The sequence below is a fragment of the Bradyrhizobium cenepequi genome (assembly GCF_020329485.1).
Classification (GTDB): Bacteria; Pseudomonadota; Alphaproteobacteria; order Rhizobiales; family Xanthobacteraceae; genus Bradyrhizobium; species Bradyrhizobium cenepequi.
Map to the genome: position 1 here is coordinate 37,527 of NZ_JAGKJI010000007.1, position 14,937 is coordinate 52,463.

General features: G+C 62.6%; 15 protein-coding genes, 1 tRNA gene and 1 pseudogene. 9 read left to right on the top strand and 8 right to left on the bottom strand.

Annotated elements, in window-relative coordinates; all coding sequences use genetic code 11:
• Positions 1-660: 660 nt before the first annotated feature.
• Both J6497_RS10730 and J6497_RS10735 read right to left on the bottom strand, forming a co-directional pair.
• Entirely contained in the window at positions 661-1,248 is a 588-nt protein-coding gene (locus tag J6497_RS10730; RefSeq protein ID WP_225704237.1) for a hypothetical protein, read from the bottom strand.
• 73 nt (positions 1,249-1,321) lie between these two features.
• A complete protein-coding gene (locus tag J6497_RS10735; RefSeq protein WP_225704238.1) occupies positions 1,322-1,591 on the bottom strand; it encodes a hypothetical protein in 270 nt (89 codons plus the stop codon).
• Between the two features lie 113 nt (positions 1,592-1,704).
• On the opposite strand from J6497_RS10735, the gene J6497_RS10740 reads away from it, so the two are divergent.
• Entirely contained in the window at positions 1,705-2,124 is a 420-nt protein-coding gene (locus J6497_RS10740; RefSeq protein ID WP_225704239.1) for an excisionase, read from the top strand.
• Here J6497_RS10740 and J6497_RS10745 read toward each other — a convergent pair.
• Both J6497_RS10745 and J6497_RS41210 read right to left on the bottom strand, forming a co-directional pair.
• Positions 2,121-2,339 carry a hypothetical protein gene (locus J6497_RS10745; RefSeq protein WP_225704240.1) on the bottom strand — a complete coding sequence of 73 codons (219 nt, stop codon included), beginning with the start codon at positions 2,337-2,339 and terminating at the stop codon, positions 2,121-2,123. The two genes, J6497_RS10740 and J6497_RS10745, sit on opposite strands and share 4 nt — an antisense overlap.
• A 12-nt stretch (positions 2,340-2,351) precedes the next feature.
• Complete coding sequence (locus J6497_RS41210) at positions 2,352-2,477, bottom strand: hypothetical protein (protein WP_283844411.1); 126 nt, start codon at positions 2,475-2,477, stop codon at positions 2,352-2,354.
• 132 nt (positions 2,478-2,609) lie between these two features.
• Between J6497_RS41210 and J6497_RS10750 the strand changes: the two genes are divergently transcribed.
• Positions 2,610-2,903 (top strand): hypothetical protein, encoded by a 294-nt coding sequence (locus J6497_RS10750; RefSeq protein ID WP_225704241.1) that lies wholly within the window; start codon positions 2,610-2,612, stop codon positions 2,901-2,903.
• Positions 2,904-2,956: 53 nt separating this feature from the next.
• Here J6497_RS10750 and J6497_RS10755 read toward each other — a convergent pair whose 3' ends face one another.
• From J6497_RS10755 to J6497_RS10765, 3 genes are all read right to left on the bottom strand, one after another.
• Positions 2,957-4,198, bottom strand: a complete 1,242-nt coding sequence (locus J6497_RS10755; RefSeq protein ID WP_225704242.1) for a tyrosine-type recombinase/integrase — start codon at positions 4,196-4,198, stop codon at positions 2,957-2,959.
• 158 nt (positions 4,199-4,356) lie between these two features.
• Positions 4,357-4,446, bottom strand: a tRNA-Ser gene (locus J6497_RS10760).
• Between the two features lie 81 nt (positions 4,447-4,527).
• Positions 4,528-4,851 carry a hypothetical protein gene (locus J6497_RS10765; protein ID WP_225704243.1) on the bottom strand — a complete coding sequence of 108 codons (324 nt, stop codon included), beginning with the start codon at positions 4,849-4,851 and terminating at the stop codon, positions 4,528-4,530.
• Positions 4,852-5,567: 716 nt separating this feature from the next.
• Here J6497_RS10765 and J6497_RS10770 point away from each other — a divergent pair.
• The 7 genes and pseudogenes from J6497_RS10770 to J6497_RS10800 all read left to right on the top strand — a co-directional run bounded on the left by J6497_RS10770 (position 5,568) and on the right by J6497_RS10800 (position 13,178).
• Positions 5,568-6,494, top strand: coding sequence for a septal ring lytic transglycosylase RlpA family protein (locus J6497_RS10770; RefSeq protein WP_376708194.1), 927 nt, complete (start codon positions 5,568-5,570; stop codon positions 6,492-6,494).
• A 239-nt stretch (positions 6,495-6,733) separates the two neighbouring features.
• Positions 6,734-8,005 (top strand): D-alanyl-D-alanine carboxypeptidase family protein, encoded by a 1,272-nt coding sequence (locus J6497_RS10775; RefSeq protein WP_225704245.1) that lies wholly within the window; start codon positions 6,734-6,736, stop codon positions 8,003-8,005.
• Position 8,006: 1 nt separating this feature from the next.
• On the top strand, positions 8,007-8,693 hold the full coding sequence (tmk, locus tag J6497_RS10780) for a dTMP kinase (RefSeq protein ID WP_225704246.1): 687 nt from the start codon (positions 8,007-8,009) through the stop codon (positions 8,691-8,693).
• Complete coding sequence (locus J6497_RS10785; RefSeq protein WP_225704247.1) at positions 8,690-9,730, top strand: DNA polymerase III subunit delta'; 1,041 nt, start codon at positions 8,690-8,692, stop codon at positions 9,728-9,730. The genes tmk and J6497_RS10785 overlap by 4 nt, the downstream gene beginning before the upstream one ends.
• A 56-nt stretch (positions 9,731-9,786) precedes the next feature.
• Positions 9,787-11,569: pseudogene (locus J6497_RS10790) on the top strand (methionine--tRNA ligase).
• A gap of 14 nt (positions 11,570-11,583) precedes the next feature.
• Positions 11,584-12,381, top strand: coding sequence for a TatD family hydrolase (locus J6497_RS10795; protein ID WP_225704248.1), 798 nt, complete (start codon positions 11,584-11,586; stop codon positions 12,379-12,381).
• The gene (locus J6497_RS10800) at positions 12,372-13,178 is read left to right on the top strand and encodes an MBL fold metallo-hydrolase (RefSeq protein ID WP_225704249.1); all 807 of its coding nucleotides are present in this window, start codon (positions 12,372-12,374) and stop codon (positions 13,176-13,178) included. The genes J6497_RS10795 and J6497_RS10800 overlap by 10 nt, the downstream gene beginning before the upstream one ends.
• A 98-nt stretch (positions 13,179-13,276) precedes the next feature.
• On the opposite strand, the gene J6497_RS10805 is transcribed toward J6497_RS10800, so the two are convergent.
• Entirely contained in the window at positions 13,277-14,926 is a 1,650-nt protein-coding gene (locus J6497_RS10805) for an acyl-CoA synthetase (RefSeq protein WP_225704250.1), read from the bottom strand.
• Positions 14,927-14,937: the final 11 nt, after the last annotated feature.

The following is a 14,937-nucleotide window of genomic DNA, read 5'->3' on the forward strand; positions in this document are numbered from 1 at the left end:
TAATCGCCCGGCTATGGGCACGAAATCGCGTGAGGTGGTTTGGGCCGCTGCAGGATCATAGGGTCGCGATGGGTAGCGTCCCAACAATCAACACGACCTGGATTGGCCTACCTGCGAATCGTGGAATGCACACCGAACGGTGCGCTACCGACACTAGATGCACCAGGTAGAGGTCCGGCGTTTGTAGTGTTCCGCCACGTTGGGACTGCGTTTGTCGAGCCTACCGAAGGCCAATAGTACGATCCCACCGACGGGCCGACGACTGAACCGTATCCACCGGTTCCGGCTGGTTGCGCCGCCAGCGCGGCCGTGCTCGGTAGAGCGAGTGTAGTTGCCAATACGATTGTGGCGAGTTTCATGGATGTCTCCTTTTAGTTGTACTTCACACGAGATGTGGGGAGTCATCGACCGCCTGGCGCGAACCTTTTCATCACGTCCTTTCAATCAAGCGCGATCGAGGCCTGGCTGAAATGCCGCTCCTGCCGGAAGGGCCGCTACGCGCCGCCGGTCCGCATGATCAAGCTGACCGAGACGCAGAGGAACACGCCTTACAAATGGGTGCGGCCGGAGGAGGAGCGATGACTGAAGGCGGAAAAGGCTGGTCTGGTCTTTCGGCCCGGCAATGCCGGGTCGCTTTGACCAACTGAAGTTTGGTCTTTTTCATGTGTGTACGGCAGTCTTTGGCTGACAAGCTGCGTGCAGAACTTCACCAAGAAAGATGGTAGGCCTAAAATCGATCTTGAGGCCAATCTGAGGCTTCTCGTGCAAGTAGCGCCAGTCAATGAATGCTGAATTCAGATGAACCGCCGTTCGTCGAAGGTCGTCCAACGTGCTCTGACCGTCTGCCCAATCGCTCTTCTTAGTCAGGACGGATAACTCCTGTTCCAAGATCTGCTTTGCATTGGCGGGCAGCTTTTTAAATAGTTTCTCCAGCTCATGCCCGCGCAGAGTTTTGCCGTGTTGGAGCGCGAGTGTCTTAAGATAGAGCTCAAGAGCGAAGGCAGCGTTCACAACGAAGGGGGCCACGGCCCCGGCATCCGGCGGACGTGCGATGATTTTTTCGTAGAGCAAAGCCGATGTCGTCATGAAAGAATTCGCCTGACGAAATATCGTTTGCTGCGGTGTCACAACTTGCTTCAAACCGCGCTCGGTGAGCAGCCGATCAACCAGAATAGCGTCCTGGATATAATCTCCGGTGCATTCAAAATCGCAGATGTATTCGCCGTTATTGTGCAAACGTTTTTTCATACCAAGACCCGCCGCAACTTCTAACGGCGACAATCGGGAGTGGCAACCTACTTGGGCTTGGACTTTAGGCCGACTACTCCTCAATCGAGTGCTCTTGCATAAAGCGTGCGGCCCGAACGCGGGCTCGGACCAGCCTGTCTTCCTTCGCCTTAGCCGCAGCAAGCTCTGTCTCCAGGCGCTCATAAATCGGCAGGTACGCTATCCCCCTCTTGCCCACGCGCTCCATCTCTAGCGCCAGCCGGTCAAGGCACCATTCGATTTCGGCGACGCCGATGGGTTCGCCTGGCTTCAGCGCGTTAGGACGACGCTTCTTTATGCCGGGTCGGTCAGCCGTGTTGCTCATCGCGTCAGACTAGGCCAGGCCGCACGGGTCGCAATTGCCGGCCGCGCCTTACCCACGCAATTCACGGGGGGGGGACGGTGATGGAGTCGCTCCTGTTGCGCTAACCTAGCCCCATGGCTGATTCGATCGATTGGACAGACGATACGCCACGCCGCCTATCGGTGATTGCCGAACTCGCTTTCCCTGAGGGCGGTATGACGGCAAGCAGCTTGCGTCGAGAAGCTGAGCGCGGCCGATTAGTCATCGAGCGCATTGCCGGGAAGGACTTCACGTCATTTCAGGCGATTGCCGAGATGCGGAAGGCATGTCGCGTCGAGCGTAAGGAAACACCTGGTTTTCCCTACGGCGCGTTCTCGGTGAAGCGGTCGGGCGCCTCTTGGACCGTAGATGCGGGGGCGGCAGAGGAGGCGGCCACGTCCAAGCTCGATGCGCTGAGAGCTGAGATGGATGCTCGGCGCGAGAAGCGCAAAGGTGTGGACGCGCCGAAGGGGGGTTTCGCGCAACTGGTGGGCGGGCGCAAGGGGGGTGCCTAGAAGCGGCCGGCGAGAACGTATCGAAGGGCACGTCCCAGAAGGTAGGGGATGAAGCCAGTGATGGCTATTCCGGCTCCTACATAGGGGGCGGCGTTGATATCGTTTGGATTGCCAGTCCTGATCATGATTACGGTGACCGTCGCACCGCCGAGAATTGCCAGAACGGCCAGGATGCTCCCAAGCCAATAAAGAACATCGCCTAAACGGGCAGCCATCGGTCTCGTTTCCTATTTCTTCGCATTCAGCCCGATCTCAACCAGCCTGCGAATAGCTTCAGGCCGGCCCGGTAGGTCGTCTTGCTTACGACGCCAGTCGTCGAGCGCCTTCGCCATATCGGGCTGAATGCGGACCATGACCGGCTCCCCGGTAACGGCAGACCGCTTCTGTGAATTCGCGTGATCGATCGTTGTTTTGTTCATGGAATCATGATACCACGAAATCACATTCTGTGAACGGTCGCAGAACAAGGGGCAGGGGTATAATCAATGGACAATCTCACCATCAACGCCAACATCTCTATCGACCCGTCCACGCCTTTTTGCGCGCGGACGTATTACGCCGGCCTTCGAGCCCTCAACGTCAATCCATGCATTCGTCAGAAGTCAGACGGCGGCTTTGCCGAATTTAGCGCGGTGGGCCACGAGGTCGGCGATGTGTCCAAGCTTGCGCGCTGGGCTATGACGGCAGATCCGGATTGGTCCATCAGGAAGGCCTACGCCTTCTCCGTTTGGGACAATCGTCCGGCTAGTGAATGTCAGCTTGTGCCGCTGGGGGCATGACGTCGCGGCTTATCGCGCGTCACCATGGCCCGCCTCAGCGATGGGGCGGGCTGTTACCTTCTCGGCCCGACGAGCAGATCCCTTACAGGCCGCGCACCTTCTAGAATCAGATCGGCCCATTCCTGAGCCAGTTCGCGCCGTCGATCTAAGAACTCAGCGCGGTTGTAAGCGCCCTCTGTCTTGCCCTTGTTCTTATTCTTGTGCGCCAGCATCAGATCGATGATGCGGAATTCCAGCGGATGGGTTTCGTTCATCACTGTTGAGAACGTAGAGCGCCACCCGTGCGGCACATGGTGGCCATGATATCCGGCGCGGTTGAGCAGGTAGCCTATTGCATTCTCGGACATGGTCTTGTGGGCGTGACGCGTGTTTGGAAACGCGATAGGGCCGCGTCCAGTTACGGTTCGGAGCACTTCGATCGCCTCTAGGGCTTGCCTTGATAGCGGCGCCCAGTGGTCGCGTGCTTCGTCATCCTTGTGCTGCAGCAGCAGCTTCATGCGTTCGGCGGGAATGCGCCAGACGTCGTCCTCCAGGTCGGTCCACTCTGACCACGGCGCTGTGATCAGCACACCGGGACGGACGGCGGTTAGTGCGAGAATCCGGTTTGCAAGTTTGGTGACCGGGTGCGCCTTCTCGGCCTCGGCCTTTGCCAGCATTTCGCGGGCCTTGGCCAGATCAGTGATCGCGGGGAATTTGCCGCGCTTGATCGGTGCCATTGCCTCCTGCACAACGGCGGCCGGGTCGGCCTCAGCGCGGCCCGTGCTGATGGCGTAGACGAATACGGCCGACATACGTTGCCGGATGCGGCGGGCGGTTTCCTTGGCGTGCTTCTCGACGCCGCGGAGTAGGGCGATCACCTCGGGCGGTTTGATATCAGCAGTGGGCACGTTGCCGAGCACAGGGAAAACCTCGCGCTCCAGGCTGTTGAGCACGTCATCGGCATGGCGCTTGACCCATTGAGACTTGTTCAGCTCGTGCCACTCGCGCGCAATCGCCTCGAAGGTGTTGGCGTTACTGGTAGTGCGGGCCAGCTTGAGGAGCTTTTTCTGGATGCCAGGATCGCGACCCTCCCGCAGGGTTGCCTTGGCAGCATCACGGGCCGTGCGGGCATCCACAAGGCTGACGGCGTCATACGGACCTATGCTGAGTAGTTTCTCTTTGCCGCCGAATGCGTAGCGGAACCGCCAGAGCTTGCCGCCCGCGGGCGTGACGAACAGGTGGAGGCCGCCTGAATCGGCCAGCTTGTACGGCTTGTCGCCGGCCTTGGCCTTCCTGATGGCGGTGTCAGTCAGCATCGAAAATACCCCGTTTCTCGAATCCGATACCCCAGATCATACCCCGAAAATCGCTGGATTGCATGGGAGTGGCTGGGACCGATCGGGAAGATAAAATCCGATAAGCGGGTGATTTACAAGGGTTTTTGGATGGTTTGGGATTGGCTGGGAAGGGCCGCTGGCGGAAGGGGTGGGATTCGAACCCACGGTACCCTTGCGGGCACGCCGGTTTTCAAGACCGGTGCCTTAAACCACTCGGCCACCCTTCCTCTACGCGCCACGGCTTAGCAAAGCGGGCGAGATCGCGAAAGGCCGAAACCTGCCGGACGAGCAAAGCATCGGCGCGCAGATCACGTCCCAGCGCGGGCGCGGGCCCTGCCGGCCTTGCCCGCGGCCGACGGGTAGGGCCCTGCCGGCCTTGCCCGCGGCCGACGGGTAGGGCCGGGCCTCCCAGGCGCGATCGGCTTCAGTGTCACGATGACCGGATTCGGCTTGTGGTCCTGTGCGGCACCGGTGGCGGCGTCGACGCCCATGCCGATCAGGCCGCCCAGCAAAACGTTGCCCGCGAACCCTGCAGCGCCGGTTGTTGGGATCTCCTTCGTGAGGGTGACCACCTCCGTCTCGAAGCCCGGCTTGGCGAAGGTGATGGAGATATCGGCCGAACGTTTCGCCACAATCGCGCAAGGCGTGACGCGAGCCGTCGGAATGTCGAGGCCCGAAATAGTGGCCTCGGCGCGCGGAGGGAGGGCCCCGCAGGGGCCGGCTGGCTCAGCCTAGCTCAGCGCGAAGGCCAGCAAGCTTGAGCACAGCAGCACGAAGCTTGCTGCTGTGAGCGTCAGGAATCCGTCGGAGACCAAGTCGTGTTTGCGCATGATGCACCTGCTACACTCCGATGCTCGTCCGAATCTATTAAAGCTTTACGAACACGCCTTTCGGGAAAGAGGTGATGCGTCTTTCCGTTCCGTGTTGGGCTTACGCCCGGGTGCGAAAACCCTCATAGGCATGGGCCAGAAAGATCCCCGCGCTCACCAGGCCCATCACCGCCGTAACCGTCTCGATCATTGCAGAACTTCCTTTGCGCCCCCTGCGCACGAGGAGAGAACGACTGCGGCCTTGCACAGTCAAAAGAATCCTGCCCCCAGAGTTGCGATCGGCCGTGAAGTGATGATTTGCTGCAACAGATGTTTGAAAGCGGGACAGCTTTCGCCCGTAGAACGACGGGGAGATCGCAACCGATCGTTCACCACGGCGCGGCTCTCCCCATTTCCGCCGTGTTCCAGTTGCGATATCTTCACGTTCTGATGCGGAGGTGGGCCGCATCGTGGGGATCAGTGACGCGAAGATGGCCTCGTAAGTGGGCACGCGTCCGGCAGCATGGTAGTTGGGGTCGATGGGGAAGCGGCGGCAATATCCGATTCGGGCGATGGCGCGGAGCGCGGCTGCGGTCGCAACCTGTCTGGTGCTCGCCAACTGCGCCGCCTCGAACAAGTTCGCGAGCCGCGTTGATCCGAAATACGGCGTTTCCGCAAGTCCGCGCATGGTCGCCTTCGGCGAACCGGTGCCGAAGGGCGGCGGGACCTACCGGGTCGGCAAACCCTACATGGTGGCCGGGCGCATGTATGTGCCCGAGGAGGACGCCAACTACCGCGCGGAGGGGCTCGCCTCCTGGTATGGCGACGACTTCCATGGCCGGCTGACCGCCAATGGCGAAGTATTCGACATGGCTTCGCTGACCGCCGCTCATCCGACGCTGCCCATGCCCTGCTATGCACGGGTGACGAATTTGCGGAACGGCAAGTCGCTGATCGTGCGCGTCAACGACCGCGGCCCCTATCACGCCAACCGCCTCATCGACGTCTCGAACAAGGCGGCCGAACTGCTTGAATTCAAAGGCAATGGCGTCGCCCGCGTCCGTGTCGAATATGTCGGGCGGGCACCGCTCGAAGGCTCCGACGACCGCCAGTTGATGGCGACGCTGCGGACCGGCGTTCCCGCGCCATCGCCTTCCGCGGTCCGGATCGCCTCAGCCAGGCCGTTCGTGCCCGATATGTCGTCCTCGTCGGGCCGGATCCGAGGCGAAGTTCCAATGCCGGAGGGGCGGCCTTATTCGCTGGGCAATACGTCAGCCGATTACGCCTCGACCAATGCCACCTCGGAGATGTCGGCCTCCGGCCGCGGGCGAAGGCGAGGCAGCGAGAATTTGCGGCAGGTGTCGTATGATGCCGACGGCGGCACCGCGACTGGTGGCAGCTCGGCCTACGTTCCAATCGATCCGCGCGGCCCCGCGGAAGTGCTGAGCGGCCGCGGGCTGTACTGAATCAACGACTTCACGCGCTGATCTTAAGAAGCCTGATCAGCGCCGGGCTGCAGCTTCGAGCCCTTAACGCGTACGCGTTTATGCCGTCTTTGCCGGATTTGCTCCAAGAAACCGGCACGGTTCCGCGATAGGATCATTTTCACTGCGGAAGGGGCGCGCCGGCTCAGGCCTTGCGGCCAAAACCTCAGTTGTTTGCGATACTTCCAACTGGTAGAAGGCCCCGTTTCAGGACATCGCCGATGATCGCTGTTTCTCGATCCGCTTTCCTGGCGCGCTGGCCTTGGTGTTCGCCTTCGTGCTTGCCTTGGCGCGCGCTGACGGTGGCTGCGGTCGCCCTTGCGATCGGCTTTGGCACCGCCGTCTATGCCGCCAACAACAGCGTGCAGGGCGCCAAGAAAGAGGAGGGCGGCTTTGACGGCGACGCGCCGACCGCGATCCTGATCGAGGCGTCCTCGGGCAGCGTATTGTTCGAGAAAAATGCCGACGAACTCCGCGCGCCCTCCAGCATGATGAAGCTGATGACGGTGGAAGTCGTCTTCAACGCCCTTAGGAAGGGCGAGATCAAGCTGACCGACGAATACAAGATCAGCGAGTATGCGTGGCGACGGGGCGGGGCGCCCTCCGGCAGCTCGACGATGTTCGCCGCCATCAACAGCAAGGTCTCGGTCGACGACCTCCTGCACGGGGCGATCATCCAGAGCGGCAACGACTCCTGCATCGCGCTCGCCGAAGGCATCGCCGGCAACGAGCGCGAGTTTGCGGCCAACGTCATGACCAAGCGCGCCCGCGAGCTCGGGCTGACCAAATCGACCTTCGCCAATTCCAACGGCCTGCCCGACCCCGGCAACAAGATGACGGTTCGCGAACTGGCGAAACTCTCGCGCCACATCATCCTGACCTATCCCGACATGTATAAACTGTTCGGCGAGAAGGAGTTCACCTGGAACAAGATCCGCCAGCTCAACCGGAATCCGCTGCTGAACTCGCTGAGCGGCGCCGATGGCCTGAAGACCGGTTACACCAAGGAAGGCGGCTACGGCATGGTCGGCTCCGCCGTGCAGAACGACACGCGGCTGATCGTAGCGATCAACGGGCTTGAGGACGCCGACGACCGCGCGAGTGAGGCCAAGAAAATGCTGGAATGGGGTTTCCGCAATTTCGAGACCCGCACGCTGATCGCCGCCAACCAGACCATCGGCTACGCCAGGGTGTTCGGCGGGGAAAGCCGCTCGTTGAAGCTGACGAGCCCCGAACCGATCAAAGTGATGGTGTCGAAGAACGGTAACGAGCGGCTGCTCGCGCGCGTGGTCTACAACGGGCCGGTGCAGGCGCCGATCGAGGCGGGGCAGCAGATCGGCGTCGTCAGGGTCTGGCGGAGCGGCAATCTTGCCGTGGAAACGCCGGTCTACGCTGCGGAAGCGATCGGCACGGGATCGACCATGCGGCGGGCGCTCGATGGCGCCCAGGAGCTGGTCATCGGCATGTTCCGCGCGGGCATCGAGAAGCTCTGACATGGCTAAGGCTGCGGTCAAGCGACCATCCTTGCGCGGACGCTTCATCACGTTCGAAGGCGGCGAGGGGTCCGGAAAATCCACCCAGATCCGAAGGCTCGCCGAGCGACTGGACGCGGCCAAGCTGCGCGCCATCGTCACCCGCGAACCCGGCGGCTCGCCGGGCGCCGAGATCATCCGCCATCTCCTGTTGTCGGGCATGGGTAAGCTGCTTGGCCCCGATGCCGAGACGCTGCTGTTTGCGGCCGCGCGCGACGACCATGTCCGCACCGTGATCCTGCCGGCGCTGGACCAGGGCACCTGGGTGCTCTGTGATCGCTTCTTCGATTCCACGCGGGTCTATCAGGGCCGGCTCGGGCAGGTGCCGCCCGGCCTCGTCAGCGCCATGCAGCGCGTCACCATCGGCGAGCTCAAGCCGGATCTCACTTTCATCCTCGACGTGCCCGTGGAAGTGGGCTTGAAGCGGGCCGCGGCGCGCCGCGGCAGCGCGGCGCCCGACCGTTTCGAGTCGGAAGACATCCAGTTTCATCAGGATTTGCGCGAAGCCTACAGGCAGCTCGCGGCCGAAGACCCGGAGCGCTGCGTGCTGATCGACGCCAATGCCGATGCCGACAGGGTGGCCAAACGCATCTGGACGGCGCTGCGCAAGCACCTCCACGCCGCCTTTGCCGTCGCGAGTACCGCATGAGCGCGCGCAAGGTCGAACAGGAGATAGCGGTCCGGCATCCGCGGGAGACGCCTGATCTGTTCGGACATCGCGAGGCGGAGGCGGCGCTGCTTGCCGCCTATCGCTCGGGCCGGATTCCGCATGCCTGGCTGATCGGCGGCGCTGGTGGCATCGGCAAGGCGACGCTGGCCTATCGCATGGCGCGTTTCGTGCTGGCGCACCGCGATCCGCTCGCGCCTTCCGTGCAGCAGGCACAGACGCTGGCGATCGATCCGCAAGACCCGGTAGCAAGGCAGGTCGCGACTGGCGCCCATGGCGGGTTGCTTGTGCTGGAGCGCGGGCTCAATGACCGTGGCGTGCTGCGGACGGTGATCACCGTCGATGAAACCCGCGAGACCATCTCGTTCTTCGGCTCGACCGCGGCGGTCGAGGGCTGGCGCGTTTGCATCGTCGATACCGTCGACGAGCTCAATCCGAACGCGGCCAACGCGCTTCTGAAAATTCTCGAAGAGCCGCCGCAACAATCGCTGTTCCTGCTGGTGAGCCACGCGCCGTCGCGGGCGCTGCCGACGATCCTGTCCCGCTGTCGCAAATTGCTGCTCAGGCCGCTCGATACCGACGATGTGATCCGCGCCGCTTCCGCCGCCGCCGAAATGACGTCCGACGATCCGGCGCTGCTCGAGGCCGCTGCGGCGGCGGAGGGCAGCGTGGCGCGGGCGCTGAACCTGCTTGGCGGCGACGCGCTGAAGCTGCAGCAGAAGACCGCGGCGCTGCTCGCGACACTGCCGCAGGTCGATCCGCGCGAACTGCATGCGCTCGGCGATGCGCTGGGCCTTAGCGATCGCGTCGCGCTTGCGGCTTTCATCGAGGGCGTCGAGCGCTGGATCAGCGAAAAGCTGCGCACCGGCGATCCCAACGCCAACCTGCCGCGCCTTGCACGGCTGGCGGAGGTATGGGAAAAGATCGTCCTCGCCGCGCGCGATACCGAATCGTACAATCTGGAACGCAAGCCACTGGTGTTCTCAGTGTTTTCGATGCTCGCGGACGCCGTGCGATAATCCGCCGTTTCACCAATCCCGATCATCTTCGCTAGAATGTATCTAAGGAATTCGTTGTGGCCCGGAAAGCTTCGAAGAAGAAAAAGACGAAGAAGGTAGCACGCCGCGCCGCCAAGACCGCGGTGAAGACGCGTGCGAAAAAGAAGAAGGCTGCTGCAAAGAAGACGAAAAAGACGGTCAAGAAGTCCGTGAAGAAAGCTGCCAGGAAGAAATCGGCTGCTAAGAAAGCTGCGGGCAAGACGGTCAAGAAGACGACTGCGAAGACCAAGAAGATCGCGAAAAAATCGACGGAGAAAGCCGCGAAAAAGGCTGCGCTGAAAAAGCCGGTCTCTCCTTCGGAGGAGGCCAGCATACCCGCGTCCGTCGCCGCACCGGTGGCGAAGAAGGTGGCTACAAAGCCAAAGCCAAAACCGGCGCAACCCGTTTCCGTCGCCAATCCCGCGCCTGCAACGACGACCGCTCGCGGCAACCTGTTCTACATCACGACCGCGATCGCCTATCCAAACGGGCAGCCGCATATCGGCCATGCCTATGAGGCGATCGCGACCGATGCACTGGCGCGCTTTCAGCGGCTCGACGGCAGGGACGTGTTCTTCCTGACCGGCACCGACGAGCACGGCCAGAAGATGATCCAGACCGCGCAAGGCGAGGGGCTGACGCCGCACGAACTCGCTACCCGCAACGCCGCGCGGTTCAAGGAAATGGACGAGCGGCTGAACATCTCGTTCGACCGCTTCATCCGCACCTCCGAACCAGCGCATCACCGCTCGGTGCAGGCGATCTGGGATCGCATGCAGGCGAATGGCGACATCTATCTCGACAGCTATTCCGGGCCAGCCCGATTTCATCGGGCCGGACTCGCGCCGCAATGAAGTCATGAGTTTCGTCCGGAGCGGGCTGAAGGATCTCTCGATCTCGCGCACCACCTTCGATTGGGGCGTCAAGGTTCCCAACGATCCCGAGCACGTGATGTATGTCTGGGTCGATGCACTCACCAACTACATCACCGGTGTCGGCTATCCCGACGACAACGATCCGAACTGGCGCTACTGGCCGGCCGATGTGCACATCATCGGCAAGGACATCATCCGCTTCCACGCGGTGTACTGGCCGGCCTTCCTGATGTCGGCCGGCATCCCCGTGCAGAAGCGCGTCTATGCCCACGGCTTCCTGTTCAGCAGGGGCGAGAAGATGTCGAAGTCGGTCGGCAATGTCGTCGATCCCTTCAACCTCGCGGATCAGTATGGCGTCGATCAGATGCGCTATTTCTTCCTGCGCGAGGTGCCGTTCGGGCAGGACGGCAACTACAGCCACGAGGCCATCGTCGCGCGCACCAACGCCGACCTCGCCAACGATCTCGGCAATCTGGCGCAGCGTTCGCTGTCGATGATCGCAAAGCAGCTCGACGGTGTGCTGCCGGAGCCCGGCGAGTTCTCGGACAACGACAACGCGATCCTGGCGCAGGCCGACGCCATGCTGGAAGCGTCGCGAAATGCGATGGCGACCCAGCAGATCCATCAATGGCTCAACATGGTGTGGGCCGTGGTTGCCGAGGCCAACCGCTACTTCGCGGGCGAGGCGCCGTGGGCGCTGGCCAAGACCGATCCTGCCAGGCAGAAGACGGTGCTCTATGTGACCGCGGAAATCGTGCGCCAGATCGCGATCCTGACGCAGCCGGTAATGCCGGAAGCCTCGGCCAAGCTGCTCGACAGTCTGAGCATCCCGGCGGACGCACGAAATTTCGCGGCGCTCGGCGGCACGACTCGCATGGCGCCCGGTACTTCGCTGCCGCCGCCGGTCGGCGTGTTCCCGCGCTACGTAGAACCAAAGGCCGATTGAGCGGTTGCAAGGACATGCTGGTCGACAGCCATTGCCACCTGGATTTTCCGGATTTCGCCGAGGATCTCGACGCCATCGTCGCGCGCGCCGAGAGCGCGGGCGTCGGGCGCATGGTCACGATCTCGACCCGGGTTCGGCGGCTGGATGCGCTGCTTAAGATCGCCGAGCGCTTTCCAAACGTCTATTGCTCGGTCGGCACCCATCCGCATGAGGCTGACAAGGAAGACGGCATTGCGCCGGATGAACTGATCGAGCTGACCAGGCACCCAAAGGTGGTGGCGCTCGGCGAAGCCGGGCTCGATTATTTCTACCAGCATGGTTCGCGCGAGGCGCAGAAGCGGGGCTTCCGCACGCATATCGCCGCTGCGCGCTCGACCGGCTTGCCGCTCGTGATCCATACCCGCGAGGCGGACGAGGATTGCGGCCGGATCCTGGAAGACGAGGTGGCAAAGGGGCCGTTCAAGGCGGTGCTGCATTGTTACACCGGTGGCCGCGAACTGGCGATGAAGGCGATCTCGCTTGGGCTGTCGATCTCGTTCACGGGCATCCTGACCTTCAAGAAATCTGAAGCGTTGCGGGAGCTGGCCGCCGAGTTGCCGGGCGATCGCATCATGGTCGAGACCGACTCGCCGTATCTCGCGCCCGGCAAGTTCCGCGGCAAGCGCAACGAGCCTTCCTACGTCGTCGAGGTCGCCAAGGTCCTCGCCGAAACGCGCGGCGTTTCGCTGGAAGAGATCTCGCGGCAGACCACCGAAAACTTCTTCCGGCTGTTCTCGAAAGTGCCGGCTCCGAAAGAGGCGGCATGGCGATAACCCTGACGATTCTGGGCTGCGGCTCTTCCGCCGGCGTGCCGCGCCCGGCGCTCGGCTGGGGCGCCTGCGATCCGAATAATCCGAAGAACCGCCGCCGCCGCTGCTCGCTGCTGGTCGAGCGCAACGGCGCGCACGGCACCACGCGGATCGTGATCGACACGTCGCCCGACCTGCGCGAGCAACTGATCGATGCCAATGTCGATCATATCGACGCGGTGTTCCTGACGCATGAGCATGCCGACCAGACCCATGGCATCGACGATCTCCGCTCGGTCGTGATGCATCAGCGCCGCCGCATTCCGGTCTACTTCAACCAGTCGACCGCCAAAGACATCATGGCGCGGTTCTCCTATTGCTTCATCTCGCCGGAGGGCAGCGACTATCCGCCGATCCTGACGCGTCATTCGATCGAGGCGGGCGAGCACCACACCACCGAAGGGAAGGGCGGTCCGGTCAAACTTTCCGCCTTTCTGGTCCTGCACGGCAAGATTCCCGCGCTCGGTTTTCGCGTCGGCAGCGCCGCCTACACGCCCGATCTGCACGACATTCCCGAGGCAAGCTGGCCGGCGCTGGAGAATCTCGATCTCTGGATCGTTGACGGCCTGCGCTATACGACGCATTCCAGCCATTTCAGCGTGGCCGATGCGCTATCCTGGATTGACCGCTTCAAGCCGAAGCGCGCCGTCATCACCAACATGCACGCCGATCTCGACTACGAGGTGCTCCGCCAGAGCCTGCCCGCCGGCGTGGTGCCGGGATATGACGGCATGCGGCTGGTGTTGGATAAGCTGCCGTAGGGTGGGCAAAGCGAAGCGTGCCCACCACTTCTTGCGGAGTGCGGATGGTGGGCACGCTTCGCTTTGCCCACCCGACTCAGGGCCGGGACGACAACGGACTACGCCGAAATCGCCTTTGCCGATCCGACCTGGTCGCGCAGCATGAATTTCTGGATCTTGCCGGTCGAGGTCTTCGGAATCGGTCCGAACACGACCGCCTTCGGCGCCTTGAAGCCGGACATGTGCTCGCGGCAGAAGGCGATAATCTCTGCCTCCGTCGCCTGCGCGCCTTCCTTCAATTCGATGAACGCGCAGGGCACCTCGCCCCATTTCGGATCGGGCTTTGCGACCACGGCCGCAAACAGCACGGCGGGATGCTTGTAGAGGATATCCTCGACCTCGACCGAGGAGACGTTCTCGCCGCCTGAGATAATGATGTCCTTGGAGCGGTCCTTGATGATGACGTAGCCGTGCTCGTCGAGCACGCCGAGATCGCCGGTGTGGAACCAGCCCCCGGCGAAAGCTTCCTGGGTCGCCTTCTCGTTCTTCAGATAACCCTTCATCACGATGTTGCCGCGGAACATCACTTCGCCGATGGTCTGGCCGTCGCGCGGCACGGGCTGCATCGTCTTGGGATCGAGCACGGTGACGGCCTCTTCGAGCGGGTAGGACACGCCCTGCCGCCGCTTCATCTGCGCGCGCTGCGCGGGCGGCAACTCGTCCCAGCCAGGCTGCTCGGCGCAGACGGAGGCCGGGCCATAGACCTCGGTCAGGCCATAGACATGGGTGAGCTTGATGCCGATCCGCTCGGCGCCTTCGAGCACGGCAACCGGCGGCGCGGCGCCGGCGATCAATCCAATCACGGGCTTTGCGCGCCCACCCTTCGGCGCGTCGGGCGCATTGATCAGCACGTTGTAGACGATCGGCGCGCCGCACATATGGGTGACGCCATGCCTGGCGATCAGCTCGAAGATCTTGGTGGGCTCGACTTTGCGGAGACAGACGTTGACGCCGGCCGCGGCCGCCATGGTCCAGGGGAAGCACCAGCCGTTGCAGTGGAACATCGGCAGCGTCCACAGATAGACCGGATGCTGGCTGAGATTGCCGGCCAGGATGTTGCTGACCGCGTTCAGATAGGCGCCGCGGTGATGCGTCACCACGCCTTTGGGATTGCCCGTGGTGCCCGACGTATAGCTGAGCGCGATGGCTTCCCATTCGTCGTCGGGCCGACGTTCGACAAAATCGGGATCGCCCAGCGCGAGCGCCGCTTCATATTCGATCTCGCCGATGCGCCGGCCGCTGCCGAATGACGCATCATCGACGTCGATGACAAAGGGTTTTGGCCCTTTCATCTGCACGAGCGCGTCGGCAATGACGCCGACGAATTCGGGGTCGACCAGGATGATCCTGGCGCCGCCATGATCGAGCTGGAACGCGATCGACGGCGCGTCGAGCCGGATGTTCAACGTGTTCAGCACGGCGCCGGTCATGGGCACGGCGAAATGCAGCTCGTTCATTGCCGGGATGTTGGGCAGCATCGCCGCAACGGTATCGCCGACCCCGATGCCGCGGCCGGCGAGATAGGACGCAAACCGCCGGCAGCGCTCATAGGTCTCGGCCCAGGTGAAGCTGCGGCCTTCATAGACCGTGCTGACATGGTCCGGATAAATCGCAGCCGAACGCCCGAGGAAGCTGAGCGGCGTCAGCGGCACGTAGTTGGCCGGCGTCTTGTCCAATCCGATATCGTACTGGTTCTGGGCTGCGCTCATGGCTCGATCCC

What these genes read in the sequence shown, in the direction of transcription:
- J6497_RS10730 (WP_225704237.1), bottom strand. Translation starts at nt 1,248, where the DNA reads ATGAAAAAACGTTTGCACAATAACGGCGAATACATCTGCGATTTTGAA.
- J6497_RS10735 (WP_225704238.1), bottom strand. Translation starts at nt 1,591, where the DNA reads ATGAGCAACACGGCTGACCGACCCGGCATAAAGAAGCGTCGTCCTAAC.
- J6497_RS10740 (WP_225704239.1), top strand. Translation starts at nt 1,705, where the DNA reads ATGGCTGATTCGATCGATTGGACAGACGATACGCCACGCCGCCTATCG.
- J6497_RS10745 (WP_225704240.1), bottom strand. Translation starts at nt 2,339, where the DNA reads ATGGCTGCCCGTTTAGGCGATGTTCTTTATTGGCTTGGGAGCATCCTG.
- J6497_RS41210 (WP_283844411.1), bottom strand. Translation starts at nt 2,477, where the DNA reads ATGGTCCGCATTCAGCCCGATATGGCGAAGGCGCTCGACGACTGGCGT.
- J6497_RS10750 (WP_225704241.1), top strand. Translation starts at nt 2,610, where the DNA reads ATGGACAATCTCACCATCAACGCCAACATCTCTATCGACCCGTCCACG.
- J6497_RS10755 (WP_225704242.1), bottom strand. Translation starts at nt 4,198, where the DNA reads ATGCTGACTGACACCGCCATCAGGAAGGCCAAGGCCGGCGACAAGCCG.
- J6497_RS10770 (WP_376708194.1), top strand. Translation starts at nt 5,568, where the DNA reads ATGGGGAAGCGGCGGCAATATCCGATTCGGGCGATGGCGCGGAGCGCG.
- J6497_RS10775 (WP_225704245.1), top strand. Translation starts at nt 6,734, where the DNA reads ATGATCGCTGTTTCTCGATCCGCTTTCCTGGCGCGCTGGCCTTGGTGT.
- tmk (WP_225704246.1), top strand. Translation starts at nt 8,007, where the DNA reads ATGGCTAAGGCTGCGGTCAAGCGACCATCCTTGCGCGGACGCTTCATC.
- J6497_RS10785 (WP_225704247.1), top strand. Translation starts at nt 8,690, where the DNA reads ATGAGCGCGCGCAAGGTCGAACAGGAGATAGCGGTCCGGCATCCGCGG.
- J6497_RS10795 (WP_225704248.1), top strand. Translation starts at nt 11,584, where the DNA reads ATGCTGGTCGACAGCCATTGCCACCTGGATTTTCCGGATTTCGCCGAG.
- J6497_RS10800 (WP_225704249.1), top strand. Translation starts at nt 12,372, where the DNA reads ATGGCGATAACCCTGACGATTCTGGGCTGCGGCTCTTCCGCCGGCGTG.
- J6497_RS10805 (WP_225704250.1), bottom strand. Translation starts at nt 14,926, where the DNA reads ATGAGCGCAGCCCAGAACCAGTACGATATCGGATTGGACAAGACGCCG.